The organism is Sediminicola arcticus (assembly GCF_040566695.1).
Taxonomy (GTDB): domain Bacteria; phylum Bacteroidota; class Bacteroidia; order Flavobacteriales; family Flavobacteriaceae; genus Sediminicola; species Sediminicola arcticus.
Genome location: NZ_JBEXAE010000006.1, coordinates 83,382 through 105,154, shown reverse-complemented (window position 1 = coordinate 105,154; position 21,773 = coordinate 83,382). Strand labels below are relative to the sequence as shown.

Sequence of the window (21,773 nt, the reverse complement as noted above, 5' to 3'; positions counted from 1 at the left end):
ATAGAGTAAATAAGACGAATAAAATCTTAAAAAATGGGTGATTTGTTAAAAATAACTAACATTTGTTTAAGGAATTAAAAATTTTAACCTTACATTACTTGTCAGTATTTTTTGGCGTGATGAAGTAATAGATGTTAAGATCTATAAAACAAAGCATAATGATAAAAGTTTTAATTGCAGATAATCATCCTATTGTCCGGATGGGCATCAAACACGTATTAGATGCTACTTCAGATTTTGAAGTCATTGATGACGTTTCGAGTACAACTGAATTATTTGAGAAATTAGAAAAAGTTACTCCTGATGTGGTTATCCTTGAAATGGATATTCCTGAAATCAATGGGATTGCCGCTTTGAGAAAAATAAAACAGGATTTTCCTGATGTTAAAGTTTTGATCTACAGCGGACAATCAGAGGATGTTTATGCACTTAGTACCATTAGGGCGGGCGCTTATGGTTATTTATCAAAAATGGCCGATATAGATTACATTATCTCAGCTGCAAGAAAGGTTAGTAAAGGCAATATGTTTATTACCAATGAATTAGCACAGAGACTAGCTTTTGACGAAGGCACCCAAAAACCCAGAAGATTTTTCAGAAAACTATCTTCTAGAGAAGTTGAAGTCTTAAAATTACTTGCGAGTGGTAAAAGAAATAAGGATGTGGCATTAGGCTTAAACCTCAACGAAAAAACGGTTAGCACCTACAAAGCTAGATTGATGAAGAAATTAAATGTAGACAATCTTGTAGATTTACTGCAACAAGCAAAGGCCTTGGAGCTTTATTAGGATTGCACTAAATAGATATTCTAAAGCCATAGGAAACCATGGCTTTTTTTTAATGTAAAAAATTAAGAAAGCACCCTGTTGAGTTTTTTGTTCAACAACTTGTTCAATTGTAAGTAGTTCATGATTTCTTCAAGAATTTCTCTATGGTCTTCCTCCATATTTTGGGTATTTTGTTGTAGGACGTCTATTCTTCTCTTGATCAAAAAACAACGAAGGGTAAGTATGGTTTCACTAACCAATTGTGCAACCCCTACTCCTTTCTCTTTAGGATAAATATCCTTTCGTTCCCAATCGTGCAACATATACTTTTCTTCTTCCATTAATATAGAAGAAATTTCGGATACTAGCTCTTGGTCTAGCTCTGCCATAAAACTATTGATGGCAAAATCCTCTTTTTCATTAAGGCCCTCTATTAATTTGTAATAGATGTTTTTAAATTGCTCATGGGTAAGTTCTATCTCATCTTCTTGAAGATCTAGATATATTTTTTCATACACTTTGGCCTCGGATACTTCGGGTTCCAAAACTAAATCCCCGAACTCATTCTCCTTAAGGATTAAATCTTCAAACTTTTGCTTCTGGTTACCATATAACAACAAGAGCTCTATCAGTTTACGTTCCAACTCATATTGCACATCTACCTTTACAATATCCTTTTTATCGTTCTTAACAACCTCAAAAGCCCTTTGTTTTTGAGGTGCGTTTTTGGCCGCCTCAGCACTATCTTTTTTCCCAATCTGCGCCAAAGTATTAAAGAGCACTGCTTCCGAGATTTTCATGATACTGGCGCATTCCTGAATGTAGATTTCCCTTTTGATCCGATCAGGAATCTTAGAAATACTATTGACTATATCCCTTACCGTATCAGCTCTTTTTATGGGATCATTGGCCGCTTCTTTAACCAGAAGCGATGCCTTGAACTGTATAAAGTCTTTAGAATTGTCCTGCAGGTAAGTAATAACAGTCTCATAAGTATTATTTTTAGAAAAACTGTCTGGGTCTTCCCCTTCAGGAAAAGTACAGATCTTTACATTCATACCCTGTTCCAAAATAAGATCAATTCCACGCAAAGATGCCCGCAATCCAGCTGCGTCACCATCGAACAAAACAGTGATGTTTTTGGTAAGCCTATTCACCAATCTAATTTGATCTGGCGTCAGTGCAGTTCCACTTGATGCAACCACATTGTGAATTCCGCGTTGGTAAAATTGGATCACATCAGTATATCCTTCAACTAAATAGCAATTATTCTCTTTGGCGATGGCCTGTTTGGCATGGAATATCCCATAGAGTACCTTACTTTTATGATAGATATCGCTTTCAGGTGAGTTTAAGTACTTCGCTGCTTTTTTATCATTGGTCAGGATTCGACCTCCAAATCCTAAAACCCGTCCACTCATAGAATGAATGGGAAACATGACCCTTCCCTTGAACCTATCAAATTTTTTGGATTCTCCACTACCTTCATTTTCCTTTACGATAGTGAGCCCTGTTTTTTCTAGATATTTCAGCTGATAACCCTTATCCAAGGCATTTTGTGTAAAGGCATCCCATTGATCCAAGCAATACCCCAAACCAAATTGGTCTATGATCTCATCGGTAAAACCCCGCTCCTTGAAATAGCTTAGGCCTATGGCCTTACCCAATTCTGTCTTCTTTAGGGTTTCCGTGAAATATTTTTGAGCATATTCAGAGACCAGGTACATGCTTTCCCTTTCGTTGGCCTCCTCTTTCTGTTCATTGCTCTGTTCGGTCTCCTCAATTTCAATATTGTACTTTTTAGCCAAATATTTTATAGCCTCTGGATACGTAAAATGTTCGTGTTCCATTAAAAATGCCACAACATTCCCTCCCTTGCCACTGGAAAAATCTTTCCATATCTGTTTTACGGGAGAGACCATAAAACTAGGTGACCTTTCATCTGTGAAAGGACTAAGGCCCTTGAAATTGGAACCAGATTTTTTGAGCTGTACAAAATCTCCAATTACCTCTTCCAATCTAGCAGTTTCGTATACTTGGTCTATGGTAGATTTTGAAATCAAAGCTGTAGTTTATAGAAGGGTTAAATGTAACAAAATAGGAGCGCTTTTGAAAGATAAATCTATTCCATAACTTTACGCTAGTTCGGCAGAACATTTATATAAATTTTAATCATAAATGATTTTATTTCTAGGTACCAAAACTGGCACAGGGGAAACCAACGTGTTAAAAGGTGTTTCTTCTTCTTATTGCCATCAAACCAATACCCTAACCGCTATTTCAATCCCCACCTATTTTCATCTCTTCTGGATATCCATCTTTAAAATCAATACCACCCATTTTGTAGAATGCTGCCACTGCAAAAAAAGCCTATAATGAGAATGAATTTACCGCAGAAATAAGGCGGGCCATCAACAGCAATTAACCCGCCATTGGGTTTTAAAAACTATTTCATATTACAGATCAAACCTTAATCCTAAAGAAATGTTATGCTGCTCTACCTCCGCATTTTTAAAAATGGGATTTAAATCATATTTCAGATAGAGTAAGGTGCCCCCAAAACCAGTATAGGCACTTAAACCATAAATAAAATTAGTGGTGTTATACCCTCTTTTAAGCTTATCCTTCACATCATCTCCCTCAATTTCGTATTTCAATTTCTGACGAGTCCCCATATTAACCCCACCATAGGCTCCCACTCCAATTCTAAATTGCTTGTCCAAGGAGTAGCGAATGGTATTCTCTGTTTTATTGATTTTAGAAGGTCCAAACTCCAAGTGAATTGGAAAAACCAGATTATCCATTCTCAATTTAGCTTTCTTAAGGTCATACGGAAATACTTCTAAATTGGTCTGATCTCCATTAGTTTCAAAATAGCTATTATCATTTGGTTTCAAGCCATTAAATTGAAAAGAAAATCCATAATGCAATCTTACAAAATTTGAATTTTCAAAAATTCTTGTACGCCATGCCCAGCCTAACTCAAAAAATCGACTTCCACCTATCTTATATGGAGTATCCTCTAATCCCTGCCCATCAGTTAATGCATTGTTCAAACCTACGGCCATTACGAAATCTGAATAGGTACGACGATCATATTCTGGGATATCGTTCTTTTCTTTTGTTCTGATGGACAATAAGGGTTTATCATCAAAATCAACCCCTAAACTGAGTTTCCATCGTAAGGTATCCGAAGACACCATGGGATACCCCCCCTCAGCATTTCGCTCTAGAAGCGCTATTTCATTCTCAATGATAGCCAATCTATTTTCTATATTCAACGCCCTTTTCTTTGCTGCCTCCTCTTTTAGGTTTTGAGCTTCTACTTCCGTAATCTCTTTAGCCTCGAAGCGTTTGATGATCTCCAATATCTCTCCCTTTAAGGCTTCCTTTTCCTGCTCAGCAACCTTAGTTTTAGAATTTTTCAATATCGCAACCTTATCCTTTCGGACTTCTTGGGCCATTGTACTTTCTGTAATGATCAACATGACCATCATTGCTAATAACATGCTTAATGTTCTCATAATTGTTCTGATTTGCACACCTCTCCATCCCCATCCCTTTTGGAATGGGTTGATAGAGGCACTTGATTAATGATTGATGAATTTTTTAGTATACTTTTATTCGTTTCGAGAGGCTACAGCAGTACGCACCTTGAAAAATCCTTCGCGTAGGGCATCAAAAATCTGGTCCCTAAAGGACTGGTCCATTTCGCCTTCCACCTGCGTTAGCAAAGCATAGGCATCCACGGTCTTGCCTTTTTGAAATAGCTGCTCTTGAATTATTTCCTGTTGAGCCCTTCTTAATAGGGAATCTATTTCAGCATTGGTCACCTCCATTTGATTTTTTTCTAGTAATTCCATTTGCTCCACCAGTTGGACTATTTTGCCGCTGATGACCTCATTGGTCTGAGCTGACAGATTCTCCTTTTTAGCCTGTTGGGCAATGTCCATGGCCCTATCTGAATTAGACCTACTATTTAAATAGTCCTTTTTACTGTTCTTAACATTCATTACAGCGTTACTTATAGTGTTTTTCGGTTCGTTTTTCAACACTGAATTTTCTTTTGATCCTAGGGTCATTTGCTGCTCCGCATCACTTTTTCCGAGTGGTACCTTTTCTGTAGGGACCGTCAATTTCTCTATATCCACCACATTAAATTGATCAATGGGTAAAGGATCTTGATTTATAAAATAGATGACAGAAACGAAAATAATTCCAGTAAAACCAGCGGCTATGCCATACCATAAGAGCGAATTCTTTCTACTAGACCCTTTGTGAGAATTCAATTGGGAGACTATTGTTTCCCAAGCCTTATCCGATGGCCTTATAGTGCGCTGATCGAGCTTTTCTTTCATCTTTTCTTCAAACTTCATTGGTGCCATAATTATTATTTTATTTTTTAACTACCCTATGGGATTAGCATAAGCTTTGAAATTTTGTCAAATAAATTCTCAAATTTCCACTGTCCAAAAACTAGTGTGAATGTGTTCGTTCGGACAATTCTAAAGCTTTTAGTTCCTCCTGCAATCTTTTCCTTGCTTTGAACAATTGTGACTTTGACGTACTTTCAGATATTTGAAGCATTTCTGCTATTTCACTGTGCTTGTAGCCCTCCAATGCATAGAGTCCAAAGACCAATTTATATCCTTCTGGCAATCCGTCTATTAAAGTTTGTATTTCCTCAACTTCCAATTCTGACCCAATGGAAACATAATCCTGTACATGATTTTCAAGAATCTCCCCGTCAAAAATGATAGGATGGCGTTTCCTTAGATAGGAAATACATTCCCTAACCATTATTTTTCTAATCCAACCTTCAAAACTACCTTCAAACTTAAACTTATTCAAATGGGTGAAAACCTTTAAAAATCCTTGAACCATTACATCTTCAGCAAAATGAAGATCTCTAATATACTGCCTGCACACACTCAGCATTTTTGGAGCATGTTTTTCATACAACCATTGCTGTGCCTCTCGCTTACCTGATGCCGCCTTTTTAATCAGCAATTTTTCGTTAGTGTAAAAGGTTATTATTTTCAAAGCGCTTTAGTATTGATTTCTATTTCTATAGACGAGTTAAAATGAAAAAAGGTTGCCTAGGAGGAGTTAAAAAAGTTAATTAATTTTAAAAAACCTCATTTATAGATAGTTAGGTCACTATAAAATAATCAAATTTTATCATTGTGTTGCTAGACCATTCTCTTTAAGAAGATAGTCTGTCAAAATTACACTACTAAATAAGTTTACAATTTATTTTTTACGCTCTACCACATAATTCACCATAAGCACGAGTGAAGTTTTGTATGGGGAGTCTGGATACGACTCTAGGAGATCCAGGGCTTCTGTTTTGAAGTCTAGCATTTTTTCAACCGCATAATCCAATCCGCCATTCGATTTCACAAAAGCGATGACTTCTCTTACACGTTTCTTATCCTTGTTGTGGTTTTTAATAGAGTTTATTAACCACTTTCTGTCCTTTTCGTTCACCTTATTGAGAACATGGATCAGGGGCAATGTCATTTTTTGTTCCTTGATGTCAATACCAGTAGGCTTTCCTATTTGCTCCGTACCGTAATCAAAAAGATCGTCTTTGATCTGAAAGGCCATTCCTATCAATTCCCCAAATTTTCTAAAAGTTTCCACTTCTTCAGATTCTGGTTTTACAGAACAGGCTCCCAGACTACAACAAGCCGCAATAAGAGTGGCGGTTTTCTGTCTGATAATCTCGTAATATACGACCTCAGTAATATCTAGCCTTCTTGCCTTTTCTATCTGTAATAACTCCCCTTCGCTCATTTCCCGCACTGCTACCGAAATGATTTTAAGAAGATCGAAATCACCGTTATCTATAGACAATAAAAGGCCTTTGGAAAGGAGATAGTCCCCAACCAGAACCGCAATCTTATTTTTCCATAGGGCATTGATGGAGAAAAAACCACGTCGCTTATTACTATCATCAACTACATCATCATGGACAAGGGTGGCGGTATGGATTAATTCTATAACAGAAGCCCCACGATAAGTGCGCTCGTTAATACTCCCTTCAGAAACTATTTTGGCGGTCAAAAAAACAAACATAGGACGCATTTGTTTCCCCTTCCTATTCACTATATAATAAGTGATTCTGTTAAGCAAGGCCACCTTAGAGGACATAGATTCATAGAACTTTTTTTCAAAAAGTTCCATTTCTTGATTGATTGGCTCCCTAATCTGGTTTACAACTTTCACAAAGTATTTTTTTCCAATTTGGTTTGGAATAGATTTGACGCAGTAAAATTAAGTAAAAATAAAAGGCTTTCACCACAACTTGGATAATCGGTTAGAAAAAATGAAAATTGGCGGTTATCTGCAACCAATTGATCTTAAATCAATTCTTTTTAGCCCTAAATAATACCTAGCAGGATAATTACGGGGCTATTGTTTATTGGCCAATTGACCGCAAGCTGCATCAATATCCTTTCCCCTAGACCTGCGCACCGTGACCGTTATCCCATTTCGCTCTAAAGTGTGGACATAACGCTCAATCGCATTATTTGAAGCCTGACGAAATTCCCCATCATCAATAGGATTGTACTCTATTAGATTGACCTTGGATGGTGCAAATTTGCAAAAATCAACAAGGGCATCCACATCCTTCTGTTGGTCATTAATTCCTTCCCATACCACATATTCATAAGTAATTCTGCTTTTGGTTTTACTATACCAGTATTGCAGGGACTCCCTTAAATCGGCTAGGGTAAATGTGGCATTAAAGGGCATAATCGAAGTTCGGATATCATCTATTGCCGAATGAAGGGAAACTGCCAACTTAAATTTCACTTCCTCATCGGCCATTTTCCGAATCATTTTAGGAACCCCAGAGGTAGAAACGGTGATTCTTTTTGGCGACATCCCCAAACCTTCTGGAGAAGTTATCTTTTCTATGGCCTTAAGAACATTGTTATAATTCATTAAAGGCTCTCCCATACCCATAAAAACAATATTGCTCAATGGTCTATCAAAATACAATCTGCTTTCATTATCTATGACCACCACCTGATCATAAATCTCATCCGGATTTAAATTTCGCATACGTTTTAAACGTGACGTAGCACAGAATTTGCAATCTAAACTACAACCCACCTGACTAGAAACACAGGCCGTTGTGCGTGTTTTTGTGGGAATAAGAACTGATTCTACTACAAGATCATCATGAAGTCGTACAGCGTTTTTAATGGTCCCATCACTACTGCGCTGCATTTGGTCTACCTTAATGTGGTTGATCACAAAATTAGCTTCCATCATTTGGCGGGTCTCTTTAGAAATGTTGGTCATAGCCTCAAAAGAATGTGCCGCCTTCTGCCATAGCCATTCATAAACTTGGTTGCCTCTGAACGCCATGTCACCTTCGCTAACGAAGAAATCTCTTAGCTGTTCCTTGGTGAGTGCCCGTATGTCTTTCTTTTTAACCATTTCCATTTCTTTGCAGCAATACTATTTTATAAAAAATCCCGTCTATCCCTAAGTAGTGCAAGGAAAAGACGGGACCTCCATTCTTTATGAAAAAATTATATAATCAACATAGCATCCCCGTAGGAATAGAACTTATAACCATCCATGATGGCTTCCTTATAAGCTTTTTTCATTAGGTCATGCCCCATAAATGCCGATACCATCATCAACAAGGTTGACTTAGGTAAATGAAAATTGGTGACCATAGCTGTTGCAATGCTGAATTCATAAGGTGGAAAAACAAATTTGTTTGTCCATCCATCAAATGTATTTAATGTATGGTTGGATGATACTGCGCTCTCCAATCCACGCATCGCAGTAGTACCTATGGCACAGACTCTTTGCTTTTTTTTCTTGGCGTTGTTCACAATTTCCGTACACTTCTCATCTATGATGAGCTCTTCGCTATCCATTTTATGCTTGGACAGATCTTCTACCTCAACAGGGTTAAAAGTTCCCAAACCAACGTGCAAGGTAACCTCAGCAAACTTTATACCCTTTATCTCCAATCGTTTTAATAGGTGCTTGGAAAAATGCAAACCAGCAGTTGGAGCCGCAACCGCACCCTCATGCTTGGCATAAATGGTCTGGTAACGCTGTTCGTCTTCAGGTTCTACTGCTCTCTTGATATATTTAGGAAGTGGTGTCTCTCCCAATTCCCTTAATTTCCTTCTAAAATCAGTATAGGATCCGTCATATAAAAAACGTAAAGTCCTACCTCTAGAGGTCGTATTATCTATAACTTCTGCGACTAAGCTTTCATCATCACCAAAATAAAGCTTATTTCCAATTCTTATTTTACGCGCAGGGTCCACCAAAACATCCCAGAGACGTTGTTCTTCGTTCAATTCCCTTAACAAGAATACTTCAATCCTAGCACCGGTCTTTTCTTTATTCCCATATAAACGGGCTGGAAAAACCTTGGTATTATTAAGCACCATTACATCGTCCTCATCAAAATAATTGATCAGGTCTTTAAACATTTTATGCTCTATTTTTCCAGTCTCTCTATGAACTACCATCAATTTGGACTCATCCCTATTTTCCGAAGGATATTCCGCCAATAATTCATTTGGAAGCTCAAAATTAAAATGTGATAATTTCATCGATAATTTTTTAGTGACGCTTTTAGCGGATGCAAATATACAACCCTGAAAGGGGCGTTGTCAAGTAAATGCCTCTTTAAATGTAAATTAAGATTCTTTGATGCCGAATTGTAACTTTTTAAGATCGTTCCAAAAGTCGGGGTAGGATTTGGAAACCACTTCCGCATTATTGATAAAGAGGTTCTGTTTTAATGCCAAAGGGGCAAATGCCATCGCCATTCTATGGTCATTATAGGTGTTTATGGCCACATCTTTTTGGATTTCATGTGACGTCTTCAATGTCAGTGATTTATCGGTTACCGAAATGGAGGCACCCAGCTTGGACAATTCCGTTTGTAATGCTTCTAACCTATCCGTTTCCTTTATCTTTAAGGTATGTAGCCCTTCTAAGTAACAGGCCATTCCCAACCCAAAACAAGTTACAGCAATAGTTTGAGCAATATCCGGGGCATTAGCCAGATCCAAGGTTATGGATGAGCCCTTAGTTATATTTTTATTTTTTTTAAGGCAAATTTCATGGCCATCAAATATTGTTTCCACGCCAAATTGGGTATAAATCTGCGCTAGAATACTGTCCCCTTGCAAACTGTCCTCTTTATAAGCAGACAAGGTGATTTCCGTGCCCACATCACAAAGGGCCACAATACTGTAAAAATAAGATGCTGAACTCCAGTCGGACTCCACTACCATTTTCATTTTAGAAACTACCTTTTTAGGTTTCACCACAATGGTATTCCCTTCAAAAGAATTCTCTATCCCAGCTTGTGATAATAAGGCCAAGGTCATTTTAATATAGGGAACGGAAGTTATCATCCCCATTAATTCTAACTCCAAGCCATTTTTTAGACTGGGAGCAATCAATAACAATGCAGAAATGTACTGACTGCTGATATCAGCTGGTAAGCTCACTTTATGTTTTTCAAGGGTCTTCCCTTTAATTTTTATTGGGGGATATCCCTCATTTTTAACATAATAAATATCAGCACCTATGCTCTCTAGCGCCTCTACCAAAACCTTTATAGGTCTTTCGGTCATCCGTTGAGAACCTGTAAGCACAACCTCCTTACCCTCTTGAGTAGAAAAATAGGCCGTTAAAAACCGCATGGCGGTCCCAGCGTGATGGATATCAACTTCCCCTTCGGAGATTTTCAAACCCTGCTGCATGACTTGGGCGTCATCCGAATTGGAAATGTTAGCTATTTCAATATTTGAAAACAAAGCCTGTAACAACAATAAGCGATTGGACTCACTTTTGGAGCCGGTAATTTTGATACCCGTTATTATTTTACGTGACGCAGGTGCAGATAGATGTAGCCTCAATATACTAATATTTAAAAGATTTAGGGTTTGCCATAGGCCATGGTCAATGTAGACCGTAGACTTGAGGTATCCCGAAAAAATGTACCGTGAATATAAAACTATTTCAGCTTTTCATTGCCATGATGGCGGTCATGATCCCTCTTGGTCTTGAGATCTAACTTTTTATCAAAAGATTGTTGCAAATCTATCCCTGTTTGGTTGGCCAAACACAGAACCACAAAAAGAACATCTGCCAATTCCTCCCCGAGATCCTTATCCTTGTCGGATTCCTTTTCACTTTGTTCGCCATAACGCCTAGCAATAATGCGAGCCACTTCCCCAACCTCTTCCGTCAATTGAGCCATATTGGTAAGCTCATTAAAATAACGCACCCCATGGGCCTTGATCCACTCGTCTACCGCTTTTTGTGAATTTTGTATGTTCATTATTCCTTATTTTTTGTATCGATTGCAATGGTCACCGGACCATCATTAACAAGTTCCACCTTCATATCTGCACCAAATATGCCTGTCCCAACTTTTTGTCCTAAATCCTGCTCCATTTGGGTGACAAACTTTTCGTACAAGGGAATCGCTACTACTGGTTTTGCAGCTTTGATATAGGAGGGTCTATTCCCTTTTTTTGTGGAAGCGTGCAAGGTAAATTGGCTCACAACAATGACATTGCCACCATTTTCAATTAGGGATTGGTTCATTACGCCTTCCGAATCGTTAAAAATCCGCAGGTTGACAATTTTTCTAGACAACCATTCCAAATCTTCTTGTTCATCTGCGTCCTCGATGCCCAATAAAATTAATAGGCCATTGTCGATTTTAGAAATCACTTCCCCGTCAACAGTTACACTCGCTTTGGAGACCCTTTGTACTATAGCCCTCATTTATTTTTTACTATGAATATCCGTTCTGTAATTTTCTTCTTCCCCGGTTACCATTTGCACATAACTTCTATACCTACTCCAAGAAACCTCATCATTATCTAAGGCCTCCTTTACCGCGCATTTGGGCTCATCCAAATGAAGGCAATTATTAAATTTGCACTGGTTTTTTAACTTGAAGAATTCTGGGAAATAATTTCCGATCTCGCTTTTCTCCATGTCTACGATACCAAATCCTTTTATTCCAGGAGTGTCTATGATCCTAGCTCCGAAATCCATATCGAACATTTCAGCAAAAGTAGTGGTATGCTGACCTTGTAGATGTTGTAGAGATATTGCCGCGGTTTTCAGATCCAAGTCCTTATCTATGGCATTGATCAAAGTAGATTTACCCACACCGGAATGGCCAGAAAACATGCTGGTTTTACCCTTCATCATTTCTTTGACCTCTTCCACATTTTTTCCGGTTTTAGCAGAAATACCCAAACAGGTATACCCTACTTCCCTGTAAACCGCTGCCATATATTTAACCTCTCCCAATTCATCCTCGGCATAGGTGTCTATTTTATTAAAAAGTATAACGGCAGGGATCTGATAGGCTTCTGAGGTAACCAAAAAACGATCTATAAAACTGGTGGAAGTAGTTGGATTGTTCAGGGTGACCATAAGAAATACCTGATCTAAATTAGAAGCAATAATATGGGTCTGTTTGGAGAGGTTTACAGATTTACGGACGATATAATTCTTTCTATCAGAAATTTCAGAGATGATGCCCATGGTCTCATCTCCAATATGCTCCACCTCAAAATTTACTTTATCCCCAACAGCAATTGGATTGGTGCTTTTGATCCCTTGGATCCTAAATTTTCCTTTTATCTTACATTCATAAAACTCACCATCATTGGCCTTTACGGTATACCAACTCCCTGTAGATTTATAAACGATTCCTAACATTCAATTTTACGGTTTTAATTTTTACAAAGAAACGACATTCCTTTTATACTACCCATGGATTTATGGCGTTTCATAATCTATTATAAACCAACTATTTAATATATTATGAATAAACTATTGGTAATCGCATGTTTGGTCCTTATGGCCAAAACAGAAGTAAGTGCACAACAATTTAAGGTAATCACCAGTGTAGAATCAATCGTACCGAACGGTTTAGGACGATCCAGAATTATCAGTGCCACCGAAGAAAAGGATTATAGGGAATACACAAGTGAACAAACTGAAGACGACAATACAAGAAACAAGTCAGATCGTAGCGAGATTCGAGTGAAGAATTTTGAAGAAACAAAATTGTTAAACTTCTTCAACATTGGAGGGATCCGTTTCCAGAATATTGCCGCCAATGATGCTTTGATCACCTCAAAAATAAATGCCATGGTTGCCGAAGGTTGGGAACTTGCCTTTGTGACCAGTGGAGTTGAAAGTGAAGGCGGAAAAGGTGATGGCCAAGGAATTTTTATAACTCGATACATCTTTAAAAAATAATATTTTTAGACATAAAAAAGCCCCGCCATAAGTGCGGGGCTCTTTTTATATCAAATTTAAATTACCCGTTGATAATCTTTTCCTGATGGTTAATAGATTCCTGGTGGATGGCCTTGAACATTTTTAGCACAAACTCCTCACTCAATCCTCTTGATTCTCCTTCCAAGATCATTTTGCCCAAAATTTCATTCCATCTGGTAGACTGAAGAACGGCAACATTCTTCTTCTTTTTCAGGGCTCCAATGCCATCGGAAGTTTTCATCCTTTTCCCTAAAATATCTAACAACTGATTATCAATAACGTCTATCTGAGCCCTAAGATTGCTTAGCTCTTTGGTATAATCCTCCTCTGAATTAGTTTCTTTTCTAATTTTTAGATCCCTCATTATTTGTTTCAAAACCGTTGGTGTCACTTGCTGTGCCGCATCACTCCATGCATTATCAGGATCATAATGCGTTTCTATCATTAAACCATCGAAGTTTAGATCCAAGGCAGTTTGTGACACATCAAAAATCATGTCCCTCTTCCCTGTAATGTGTGATGGATCATTGATTAAAGGCAAATCGGGAAATCTGTTTTGAAATTCAATCGCCAATTGCCACTCTGGAATATTTCTGTACTTCGTCTTTTCGTACGTGGAAAAACCCCTGTGGATTGCACCCAAATTTTTAATGTTGGCCGTATATAATCTTTCGATGCCTCCCAGCCAAAGTGACAAATCTGGATTGATTGGGTTTTTCACCAATACTATTTTATCGGTGCCTTCCAAAGCATCTGCTATTTCCTGCATGATAAAAGGACTCACGGTTGAGCGTGCCCCTATCCAAAGCAAATCTACATCGTGCTCCAAGGCTAAATCCACATGGGCTTTATTAGCTACTTCCGTAGCAGTTTTCATACCCGTTTCTTCTTTTACTTTTTTCAACCACTTTAGGCCTATGGCCCCAACACCTTCAAACATGCCTGGACGGGTCCTTGGCTTCCATATTCCTGCGCGGAAATAGTTCACATCACTATCCTTTAACTCATGTGCAATTTTTAATACTTGCTCTTCAGTCTCCGCACTACAAGGTCCAGCGATTACTAACGGATGGTCCAATTTCATATCGTCCAACCATGTTCTCATTTGTTTTGAATTTTCCATTTTTTGTATTCTAATTTTTATTTAGGGGTATTCCGTTCAGTATTTCTTTAATTCTATTAGTACTACTCATTTCGTTATAAATGCCCTCGTAATCACCCTCTTCAATCATCTTCTTGAAAGCTTCCAAATTAAGGATATATTCTTCCAAAGTTTCAATTACATTTTCTCTGTTCTGCTTAAAAATTGGCGTCCACATTGCCGGAGAACTTTTTGCCAAGCGCACTGTGCTTTCAAATCCACTCCCAGCCATGTCAAAAATATCCCGCTCATTCTTTTCTTTTTCAATTACCGTTTTTCCTAACATAAATGCACTTATATGCGACAGGTGGGAGACATAGGCAATATGTTTGTCATGCGCTTCTGGATTCATATACCGGATCCGCATTCCTAATTTTTGAAATATTTCTAAGGCTCTTTCCTGCAACTTAAAAGCTGTTTTTTCTACCTCACAAATTATATTCGTTTTTCCTTCATACAATCCATTAATAGCTGCCGAAGGTCCTGAAAACTCAGTTCCAGCAATAGGATGGCATGCCAGGAAATTCCTCCTTTTAGGATGATGCTCCAGCGTACTGCAAATTAAAGCCTTTGTAGAACCTGCGTCCAACACCACTGCATCATCATTTACGACATCCAACACTTTGGGAAGCTCTGAAACCATAACATCAACAGGAATAGAAACAATGACCACATCTGCTATAGACAAATCTTGGTATGTGGCACTATAATCTATCAAACCTAGTGATAATGCCTCTTCCAAATGGGTCTCATTAGTGTCTATCCCATATATTTTTGCCTCTGGATCAAAATTTTTGATATCCTTGGCCATGGAACCACCGATTAATCCTATACCAATTATAAATACGTTCATCTCTTTAAAATCTACTTATTGCTTCCTTAATTTTATCTTCTGTAACACAAAGTGAAAACCTGATATACCCTTCTCCATTACTTCCAAAAATGGTCCCAGGGGTTATAAATATATTCTTGTCATATAATATCTCATCAATAAATGCTTCTGCTGAGCTTATACCTGCAGGTAATTTTGCCCAAACAAACATACCCACTGCAGTTTGATCATCATAAGTACAGCTTAGCTTATCTGCCAATTGGAAAACTAAATTTCTTCTGGAACTATATACTTGCGTCAGTTTGTCAAACCAAGCATCACTACTTTCGAGTGCAGCAATTGCCCCTTTCTGTATGCCATAAAACATACCAGAATCCATATTGCTCTTCACCTTTAAAACCTCATCTATATGATTCTTGCTACCCAATACCATCCCTACACGCCATCCGGCCATATTAAAGGTCTTACTTAAAGAATTTAGTTCCATTGCTACTTCCATAGCACCTTCCACTCCTAAAATACTGATAGGCCTTTGGTTGAGCACAAAACTGTAAGGATTGTCATTTACCAAAAGAATATTATTCCGCTTGGCAAAGGCTACCAAATCTTCTAACTGATCTTCAGATGCTGTAGCACCCGTAGGCATATGTGGGTAACTGGTCCACATAATTTTCACTTTTGTTAGATCTTGCTTTTCTAGTGCTTTTAAGTTGGGAAACCATTCATTTTTCGCCACCAAATCATAATATCTGGGTGTGGCCCCTACTAAATTGGTGACTGAAGAATAGGTAGGATATCCTGGATTAGGAATCAATACTTCATCCCCTGGGTTCAAAAATGCCATGCTGATATGCATAATTCCTTCCTTAGATCCCATCAATGGCAACACCTCGTTAGCCGGGTTCACAGTGACCCCAAATTTTGCGTGATAAAATGAAGCAAACGCCTCCCTCAATTCTGGTAGTCCCTGATAGCTTTGATATTGATGCGCATTGGCACCATTCACAGATTCCTGCAAAGCCTCAATAACTTCCTTTGAAGGAGCAAGGTCTGGGCTACCTATTCCCATATTAATAATAGGCCTCCCTTCGGCCATCAATCCTCTAACCTCTCTTAATTTTTTGGAGAAGTAGTATTCTTCAACTGATTTTAATCTATCTGCAGCAATCATAAGTTTCTTCCATTTTTATATTCCCCCAAAACCTTAAATTCTTCAGACATAATCTCTAAAAGCGATTTTGCTTTGGCGTAATGTGCATAAGAATCAAAAGTGACATCCACGAAAAAGGAATATTTCCAAGGACGTTCTATTACGGGCAAGGATTGAATTTTTGTTAGGTTAAGGTTGCAGTCGCTCATCACATTTAATACCGCCGCCAAACTTCCCCTTTTATGATCGGTCAAAAACCTGAGGGAAGCTTTATTTATTTCTTCTTCAGGGAGTACCTTATTTTGTGTTTTGACAATGATAAACCTTGTTGAATTGTTTTTAATAGTCTGTATTTCAGAAGCGATAATTTCCAAGTCATATAGTTCTGCCGCTACTTTAGGAGCAATCGCAGCGATATACTTTAATTGTCCCTCCTGAATTCTCTTGGCTGTTTCTGCAGTATCTACATCCTCCACTAGTTTTGTAGTAGGATAATCTCTAAAATATTCCTTGCATTGCAACAAAGCCATGGGATGAGAATGCACTTCTTGGATATCCTCCATTTTTTGTCCCTTGAGCACCATTAAATGGTGGTGGATGTTTAAATAATGCTCCCCAATAATGTGCAGGTTATTTTTATACACCAAAGCGTAATTAGGAATGATGGAGCCTGCGATAGAGTTTTCTATGGCCATTACGCCCTTATCCGCTTTATTTTGGAGTAATTGATCTACCAGCCCATCAAAGGACATACATTCCACCAGGTTTATGTCATCACCAAAGTAATCCCTAGCCACCTGGTGGTGGTTGGATCCTTTTATTCCCTGTATTGCTATTCTCAATGCCATTATGATTGTCCTACCCTATTTTACAAGGGAATATTTATTAATATAAAAAAAGAACACCGCTTAAGTTTGGGCCAAAAAAAAAGTCCCTGTTTTCACGGGACTTTTTTGCTATCTATATTTTTAAAATATGCTAGAACAGTCCCGTACTTCTCTTAAAAAAGAAGTAGAAATAAAAACCGTTCCAGATATATTGCTTTGTCATTTTCCTATATAATCTTCAGCTAAGGTAAATATTATATTTAAAATTCAGCTTTTATGAGATTCTTTTTTTAAATATTCTAATTAATTAAACAATCGCCACGTATAAGCCCCTAAAAAAGAACTTTAATTACGAATAATGGAATCTCAAAATGATTGAACGAACACTAAGCCTACCACAGGTATGAATTCTTTAACCACAAACACCAACGCATACAAACGCTATCTAGTTGTATTTAGAAATCTCTGTTTCGTTAATTTGCTTTATTTTTGGTTAAAATTATTTTTATGTCCATAACGGTCAAAAACATCTCTAAAAGTTTTGGTTCTCAAAAAGCACTGTCAAATATATCCTTTACCATCGGGAAAGGTGAAATTGTTGGATTCTTAGGTCCTAACGGTGCAGGAAAATCTACCTTGATGAAAATTCTTACCACATACAGCCTAGCAGATAGCGGGGAAGCTGCCGTAAATTCTTTTAACGTGCAAACCAACAAAAAAGAGGTGCAAAAAAGTATTGGGTACCTACCGGAACACAATCCACTTTATCTAGATATGTATGTAAAGGAGTACTTGGCATTTAATGCCAACGTTTATAAGGTTAGGAAAGACCGAATTGAAACTGTGATTGACCAAACAGGCCTAACACCAGAATCCCATAAAAAAATTGGGCAACTCTCCAAGGGGTACCGACAAAGAGTGGGACTTGCGGCCGCCTTATTGCACGATCCAAAAGTGTTAATCTTAGATGAACCTACCACAGGTTTAGATCCCAATCAACTCTTAGAGATTCGTAAACTAATAAAAGAGATTGGAAAAGAAAAAACCATCCTACTCTCCACCCATATTATGAAAGAGGTAGAAGCCGTTTGTGACCGTGTCATTATCATCAACAAAGGAGTTATAGTTGCCGATAAAAAATTGGAGGAATTAAGATCTGAGGAAGAGCAAATTATAGAAGTTGAATTTGATTATAGGGTGGAGGAAGCCTTCTTGCTAAAGTTGCCTAATGTTGTACATGTTAAAAACGTTATGGGCTTTGTCTATGATATTACTTTTAACACTTCTATAGATATGCGACCCATTGTTTTTGATTTTGCGCATGACAATCAGCTTAAGACCTTACAATTAAGTAGAAAGAACAAAAATCTAGAAAGTCTATTCACAGAATTGACAACTAATTAAAAATAAAATCACTAAGCTTAAAATAAAAAGAGCCTCCAGAAGAGGCTCTTTTTATTCACTATGCATTCATATGCCCTTATAAAAAATATTATTTGCCCATAATCAAAGCGGGGATTTCCAATGTCTTATACAACTCGTTATACGCCTTCATTTTGGCAACTACGATTGAATCGTGCTCTTTTTTAAAGGAATTCCATTCTCCTAATAGATCCGTCAATCTAGTTTTCGCACCCTGGGTCACTTTAGGATAGGCCTCATCAATATACCCCTTCAAATGCAATAGTTGCGCACTTAATTTATTGTTGAAATTGATAACATCCTGGAACGTTTCCTGTTTTGGCTGTATAAGGTTCTCTTCCCACATTTCAATACGGTTTACCAGCGAGTCTCCCAATACTACCAATTCTTTGGTGCCTGATATCGAATTATTTTTTTCTAGTAAGTTTTTATAGGCCTGAATTTGACCTTTGGCGGAGCGCATTTGATTAACAGCTTCATGCATGTCCTGAATGGTCTTATCTATAGTGGCCAATATGTCTTGCTGCTCAACATAATCAGCAGTGCTTGCTTCTATATTTGGATTCGCCATAATGGTTACCAAAGTTTCGGAAATATTTCCTTCCATCGTAAGCTTTAAGGAATACGCCCCAGGTCCCACTCGGTAGCCACTATTCCCTCCCAATGAAAATACTTTATCTACAACGGATAGATCTTCTGTCCTAAAATCCCAAGTGAAACGATTGTAACCTTTTTTTGAGGAAAGCACTTCAGGTTTGGACGGACCTCCAGGCCATGATTTAAAATCTTTTGCCTTTTTATTGGTATAGGTCCTTATGAGCTTATCTCCTCTAAATACTTCTAATTTTAAATCTACACTATCCGCTGCCATCGGCAGGTAATAATCCATCGTAACACCCTCCTTAGGATTCTGTCCTATTCCAGGCACTGGCTCATCACTGCTACCACCAAAAAGAAGATAGGTATCCTTAGGTTTAAACAACATCATACTTTCCCTATTGAAATCGGTATTTTGTAGGGCACTAAGGTCATCCAAGATCCAGAACGATCTTCCTGCCGTGGCAGCAATCAGATCATTGTCATGTATTGTTAAATCATTAATGGCCACCACCGGTAGATTCAATTGAAAAGGTTGCCAATTAGCCCCTGCGTTAAAGGAAATATAAAGACCAGTTTCTGTCCCTGCATAAAGCAGTCCCGGTTTCTTTGGATCTTCCTTAACCACCCGTACGAAGGTATGTGGGTCAGAAATACCATTAACCACCTTAGTCCAAGTAGCACCGTAATCTGATGTTTTATAAATATAAGGAGCAAGGTCCATAAACTTGTATTTCATAACGGTCACATATGCCATAGCAGGATTATGTGGGGAAACCTCAATATGGTTTACAATACCCTCGCCCAAATCAGGTGGACTCACATTTTGCCATGTAGTACCACCATCTTTGGTAATATGCACAAGTCCGTCATCCGAACCGGCCCAAAGCACTCCTTTTTCATGAGTTGATTCCACTAAATACATGATGGTATTGTAATTTTCTCCCCCTGCAGCTTCATTGGTATAAGGGCCGCCACCCGGTCCTTGTTTGCTTTTATCATTCCTGGTAAGATCACCAGAAATAGTCTCCCAGGTAGTACCGCCATCCATGGTTTTAAAAACGACGTTCCCAGCATGATAAATGGTATTATAGTCATGAGGGGAGGCAATGATTGGGGCATTCCAATTATAGCGGAACTTAAAATCGGCTGGCGCCACCCCCAACCCTAATTCTGGGTACTCTTTAATGGATTTTGATTGCTGGGAAGCCTTGTGAAATTTGTCAATAATTCCTTGATAACACCCACCGTAAATTACATCCGGATTATTTGGATCAAAGGCCAAATAAGCACTTTCACAACCCGAAGCTGGCTGCCAATCCTTCCAATCGATACCATTATCTGTAGTTCTACTCACTATGGATACGGAAGAATTATCCTGTTGCCCTCCATAAATGTTGTAAGGCACCAAATTATCCGTTATGACCCTATAAAATTGTGCCGTTGGCTGATTTTCTTGAGTACTCCAGCTTTTGCCTCCATTATTGGAAACATTGGCACCTCCATCATTGGAGTTGATCATGATATCATGATTTTTTGGGTGTATCCACAAATGGTGATTGTCGCCATGAGGTGTGGAAATGGGACTAAAATTTGCACCGCCGTCTATGGATTTAGTCACAGGAGCATTTAGGACATACACCCAGTCTTCATTTTGGGGATCCGCAAAAATCTCCATATAATACCAAGACCTTGCAATATTGATCCTATCCTTACTTGTCTGTTTCCATTTTTTACCGCCATCATCCGAACGATATACCCCACCTTGCTTTCCTTCGGCTTCCACAACTGCATACACCCTTTCAGAATTTGCACGTGATACCGAAATACCAGATTTACCCATTTCCTTTGGCAATCCTTCTTTCATCTTTTCCCAAGTGGTACCGCCGTCCGTGGATTTATAAAGTCCAGAACCTTCTCCCCCCGAAACCATAGTCCATGGAAACCGCTGGTGTTCCCACATACTAGCATAGAGGATTAAAGGGTTATTCATATCCATACTTAAAGAGGAAGCCCCTGTAAGATCATTCACGTAAAGTACTTTTTTCCATGTAGCACCACCATCATTGGACCGATAAACACCCCTTTCCGTTGAAGCTCCGTATTGCGCCCCTTGGGCGGAAATAAATATAATATTAGGGTCTTTGGGATCTATAACCACATCAGAAATATGCCTGCTATTCTCTAGTCCGATGTGGTTCCACGTTTTACCTGCATCCATGGACTTATAAACACCATTACCCATTGAAGTCATCACCCCTCTAGCGGCATGTTCGCCCATACCCACGACCACAATATTGGAATTACTTTCGGCAACAGCCATGGCACCAACTGTTCCCGTCGTAAAGAAACCATCGGAAATATTTTTCCACGTAATGCCATCATCAACAGTTTTCCAAACCCCACCTCCGGTAGAACCCATATAATAGGTCATTGGCTGGTCTACCACACCTGTACTTGTAACACTCCTACCCCCTCTAAATGGTCCTATACTTCGCCATTTAAGCTGATTAAAATCTTTATCGATTAATATGGTTTCTGGTACGGAGTTTTTCTTTTTATTGCGTTGAGGATATAAAAACAAAGGCAATAAAAGAAAGGTAAATAGGAGTAAACGAACGGTGTGTATCATATTAGTTTAGTTGGATTGATAAATTTTACACGACACAAATGAAAAAAATATTTCATTTTGGTCGGTTTGCATAAATATAAAGAAACTTTT

The 21,773-nt window shown here is 38.3% G+C and carries 20 protein-coding genes; 4 read left to right on the top strand and 16 right to left on the bottom strand.

The features are described 5' to 3' along the window. Positions 1-158 precede the first annotated feature (158 nt). Positions 159-788: a response regulator gene (locus ABXZ36_RS12900; protein WP_354616091.1), complete on the top strand. Its 630-nt coding sequence runs from the start codon at positions 159-161 to the stop codon at positions 786-788. A 62-nt stretch (positions 789-850) separates the two neighbouring features. On the opposite strand, the gene dnaG is transcribed toward ABXZ36_RS12900, so the two are convergent. After that, a complete protein-coding gene (gene dnaG / locus ABXZ36_RS12895) occupies positions 851-2,830 on the bottom strand; it encodes a DNA primase (RefSeq protein ID WP_354616090.1) in 1,980 nt (659 codons plus the stop codon). A gap of 115 nt (positions 2,831-2,945) precedes the next feature. Between dnaG and ABXZ36_RS12890 the strand changes: the two genes are divergently transcribed. Beyond that, the gene (locus ABXZ36_RS12890) at positions 2,946-3,143 is read left to right on the top strand and encodes a zinc-ribbon domain-containing protein (RefSeq protein WP_354616089.1); all 198 of its coding nucleotides are present in this window, start codon (positions 2,946-2,948) and stop codon (positions 3,141-3,143) included. Positions 3,144-3,223: 80 nt separating this feature from the next. Here ABXZ36_RS12890 and ABXZ36_RS12885 read toward each other — a convergent pair whose 3' ends face one another. The 10 genes from ABXZ36_RS12885 to rsgA all read right to left on the bottom strand — a co-directional run bounded on the left by ABXZ36_RS12885 (position 3,224) and on the right by rsgA (position 12,515). Then, a complete protein-coding gene (locus ABXZ36_RS12885) occupies positions 3,224-4,291 on the bottom strand; it encodes a porin family protein (RefSeq protein ID WP_354616088.1) in 1,068 nt (355 codons plus the stop codon). A 96-nt stretch (positions 4,292-4,387) separates the two neighbouring features. Then, positions 4,388-5,152 carry a hypothetical protein gene (locus ABXZ36_RS12880; protein ID WP_354616087.1) on the bottom strand — a complete coding sequence of 255 codons (765 nt, stop codon included), beginning with the start codon at positions 5,150-5,152 and terminating at the stop codon, positions 4,388-4,390. 91 nt (positions 5,153-5,243) lie between these two features. Continuing rightward, positions 5,244-5,810: an RNA polymerase sigma factor gene (locus ABXZ36_RS12875; protein ID WP_354616086.1), complete on the bottom strand. Its 567-nt coding sequence runs from the start codon at positions 5,808-5,810 to the stop codon at positions 5,244-5,246. A 210-nt stretch (positions 5,811-6,020) separates the two neighbouring features. Next, positions 6,021-6,998, bottom strand: coding sequence for a polyprenyl synthetase family protein (locus ABXZ36_RS12870; RefSeq protein ID WP_354616085.1), 978 nt, complete (start codon positions 6,996-6,998; stop codon positions 6,021-6,023). A gap of 186 nt (positions 6,999-7,184) precedes the next feature. Then, positions 7,185-8,228: a dual-specificity RNA methyltransferase RlmN gene (gene rlmN / locus ABXZ36_RS12865; RefSeq protein WP_354616084.1), complete on the bottom strand. Its 1,044-nt coding sequence runs from the start codon at positions 8,226-8,228 to the stop codon at positions 7,185-7,187. 89 nt (positions 8,229-8,317) lie between these two features. Further along, positions 8,318-9,367 (bottom strand): tRNA preQ1(34) S-adenosylmethionine ribosyltransferase-isomerase QueA, encoded by a 1,050-nt coding sequence (gene queA / locus ABXZ36_RS12860; RefSeq protein ID WP_354616083.1) that lies wholly within the window; start codon positions 9,365-9,367, stop codon positions 8,318-8,320. Between the two features lie 87 nt (positions 9,368-9,454). Continuing rightward, positions 9,455-10,687, bottom strand: coding sequence for a 3-phosphoshikimate 1-carboxyvinyltransferase (locus ABXZ36_RS12855; RefSeq protein ID WP_354616082.1), 1,233 nt, complete (start codon positions 10,685-10,687; stop codon positions 9,455-9,457). 98 nt (positions 10,688-10,785) lie between these two features. Next, positions 10,786-11,112, bottom strand: a complete 327-nt coding sequence (locus ABXZ36_RS12850; protein ID WP_354616081.1) for a nucleotide pyrophosphohydrolase — start codon at positions 11,110-11,112, stop codon at positions 10,786-10,788. Then, positions 11,112-11,564 carry a D-aminoacyl-tRNA deacylase gene (gene dtd / locus ABXZ36_RS12845; protein ID WP_354616080.1) on the bottom strand — a complete coding sequence of 151 codons (453 nt, stop codon included), beginning with the start codon at positions 11,562-11,564 and terminating at the stop codon, positions 11,112-11,114. Before dtd ends, ABXZ36_RS12850 begins: the two co-directional genes overlap by 1 nt. Then, positions 11,565-12,515: a ribosome small subunit-dependent GTPase A gene (gene rsgA, locus ABXZ36_RS12840; protein ID WP_354616079.1), complete on the bottom strand. Its 951-nt coding sequence runs from the start codon at positions 12,513-12,515 to the stop codon at positions 11,565-11,567. A 105-nt stretch (positions 12,516-12,620) separates the two neighbouring features. On the opposite strand from rsgA, the gene ABXZ36_RS12835 reads away from it, so the two are divergent. Then, on the top strand, positions 12,621-13,061 hold the full coding sequence (locus tag ABXZ36_RS12835) for a hypothetical protein (protein ID WP_354616078.1): 441 nt from the start codon (positions 12,621-12,623) through the stop codon (positions 13,059-13,061). Between the two features lie 61 nt (positions 13,062-13,122). Here ABXZ36_RS12835 and ABXZ36_RS12830 read toward each other — a convergent pair whose 3' ends face one another. The 4 genes from ABXZ36_RS12830 to ABXZ36_RS12815 are packed head-to-tail and all read right to left on the bottom strand — an operon-like array spanning position 13,123 to position 17,053. Further along, complete coding sequence (locus tag ABXZ36_RS12830; protein WP_354616077.1) at positions 13,123-14,205, bottom strand: chorismate mutase; 1,083 nt, start codon at positions 14,203-14,205, stop codon at positions 13,123-13,125. 10 nt (positions 14,206-14,215) lie between these two features. Next, positions 14,216-15,076 carry a prephenate dehydrogenase gene (locus ABXZ36_RS12825; RefSeq protein WP_354616076.1) on the bottom strand — a complete coding sequence of 287 codons (861 nt, stop codon included), beginning with the start codon at positions 15,074-15,076 and terminating at the stop codon, positions 14,216-14,218. Between the two features lie 4 nt (positions 15,077-15,080). Beyond that, a complete protein-coding gene (locus ABXZ36_RS12820) occupies positions 15,081-16,226 on the bottom strand; it encodes a pyridoxal phosphate-dependent aminotransferase (protein WP_354616075.1) in 1,146 nt (381 codons plus the stop codon). After that, on the bottom strand, positions 16,223-17,053 hold the full coding sequence (locus tag ABXZ36_RS12815) for a prephenate dehydratase (RefSeq protein WP_354616074.1): 831 nt from the start codon (positions 17,051-17,053) through the stop codon (positions 16,223-16,225). The genes ABXZ36_RS12820 and ABXZ36_RS12815 overlap by 4 nt, the downstream gene beginning before the upstream one ends. A 486-nt stretch (positions 17,054-17,539) precedes the next feature. Here ABXZ36_RS12815 and gldA point away from each other — a divergent pair, with 486 nt between their 5' ends. Continuing rightward, positions 17,540-18,436, top strand: a complete 897-nt coding sequence (gene gldA / locus ABXZ36_RS12810; RefSeq protein ID WP_354616073.1) for a gliding motility-associated ABC transporter ATP-binding subunit GldA — start codon at positions 17,540-17,542, stop codon at positions 18,434-18,436. An 88-nt stretch (positions 18,437-18,524) separates the two neighbouring features. On the opposite strand, the gene ABXZ36_RS12805 is transcribed toward gldA, so the two are convergent. After that, a complete protein-coding gene (locus ABXZ36_RS12805) occupies positions 18,525-21,683 on the bottom strand; it encodes a WD40/YVTN/BNR-like repeat-containing protein (RefSeq protein ID WP_354616072.1) in 3,159 nt (1,052 codons plus the stop codon). Between the last annotated feature and the right edge of the window lie 90 nt (positions 21,684-21,773).

What these genes read in the sequence shown, in the direction of transcription:
- dtd (WP_354616080.1), bottom strand. Translation starts at nt 11,564, where the DNA reads ATGAGGGCTATAGTACAAAGGGTCTCCAAAGCGAGTGTAACTGTTGAC.
- queA (WP_354616083.1), bottom strand. Translation starts at nt 9,367, where the DNA reads ATGAAATTATCACATTTTAATTTTGAGCTTCCAAATGAATTATTGGCG.
- rsgA (WP_354616079.1), bottom strand. Translation starts at nt 12,515, where the DNA reads ATGTTAGGAATCGTTTATAAATCTACAGGGAGTTGGTATACCGTAAAG.
- ABXZ36_RS12890 (WP_354616089.1), top strand. Translation starts at nt 2,946, where the DNA reads ATGATTTTATTTCTAGGTACCAAAACTGGCACAGGGGAAACCAACGTG.
- ABXZ36_RS12900 (WP_354616091.1), top strand. Translation starts at nt 159, where the DNA reads ATGATAAAAGTTTTAATTGCAGATAATCATCCTATTGTCCGGATGGGC.
- ABXZ36_RS12880 (WP_354616087.1), bottom strand. Translation starts at nt 5,152, where the DNA reads ATGGCACCAATGAAGTTTGAAGAAAAGATGAAAGAAAAGCTCGATCAG.
- ABXZ36_RS12835 (WP_354616078.1), top strand. Translation starts at nt 12,621, where the DNA reads ATGAATAAACTATTGGTAATCGCATGTTTGGTCCTTATGGCCAAAACA.
- ABXZ36_RS12815 (WP_354616074.1), bottom strand. Translation starts at nt 17,053, where the DNA reads ATGGCATTGAGAATAGCAATACAGGGAATAAAAGGATCCAACCACCAC.
- ABXZ36_RS12805 (WP_354616072.1), bottom strand. Translation starts at nt 21,683, where the DNA reads ATGATACACACCGTTCGTTTACTCCTATTTACCTTTCTTTTATTGCCT.
- ABXZ36_RS12885 (WP_354616088.1), bottom strand. Translation starts at nt 4,291, where the DNA reads ATGAGAACATTAAGCATGTTATTAGCAATGATGGTCATGTTGATCATT.
- rlmN (WP_354616084.1), bottom strand. Translation starts at nt 8,228, where the DNA reads ATGGAAATGGTTAAAAAGAAAGACATACGGGCACTCACCAAGGAACAG.
- ABXZ36_RS12820 (WP_354616075.1), bottom strand. Translation starts at nt 16,226, where the DNA reads ATGATTGCTGCAGATAGATTAAAATCAGTTGAAGAATACTACTTCTCC.
- ABXZ36_RS12850 (WP_354616081.1), bottom strand. Translation starts at nt 11,112, where the DNA reads ATGAACATACAAAATTCACAAAAAGCGGTAGACGAGTGGATCAAGGCC.
- ABXZ36_RS12825 (WP_354616076.1), bottom strand. Translation starts at nt 15,076, where the DNA reads ATGAACGTATTTATAATTGGTATAGGATTAATCGGTGGTTCCATGGCC.
- ABXZ36_RS12830 (WP_354616077.1), bottom strand. Translation starts at nt 14,205, where the DNA reads ATGGAAAATTCAAAACAAATGAGAACATGGTTGGACGATATGAAATTG.
- gldA (WP_354616073.1), top strand. Translation starts at nt 17,540, where the DNA reads ATGTCCATAACGGTCAAAAACATCTCTAAAAGTTTTGGTTCTCAAAAA.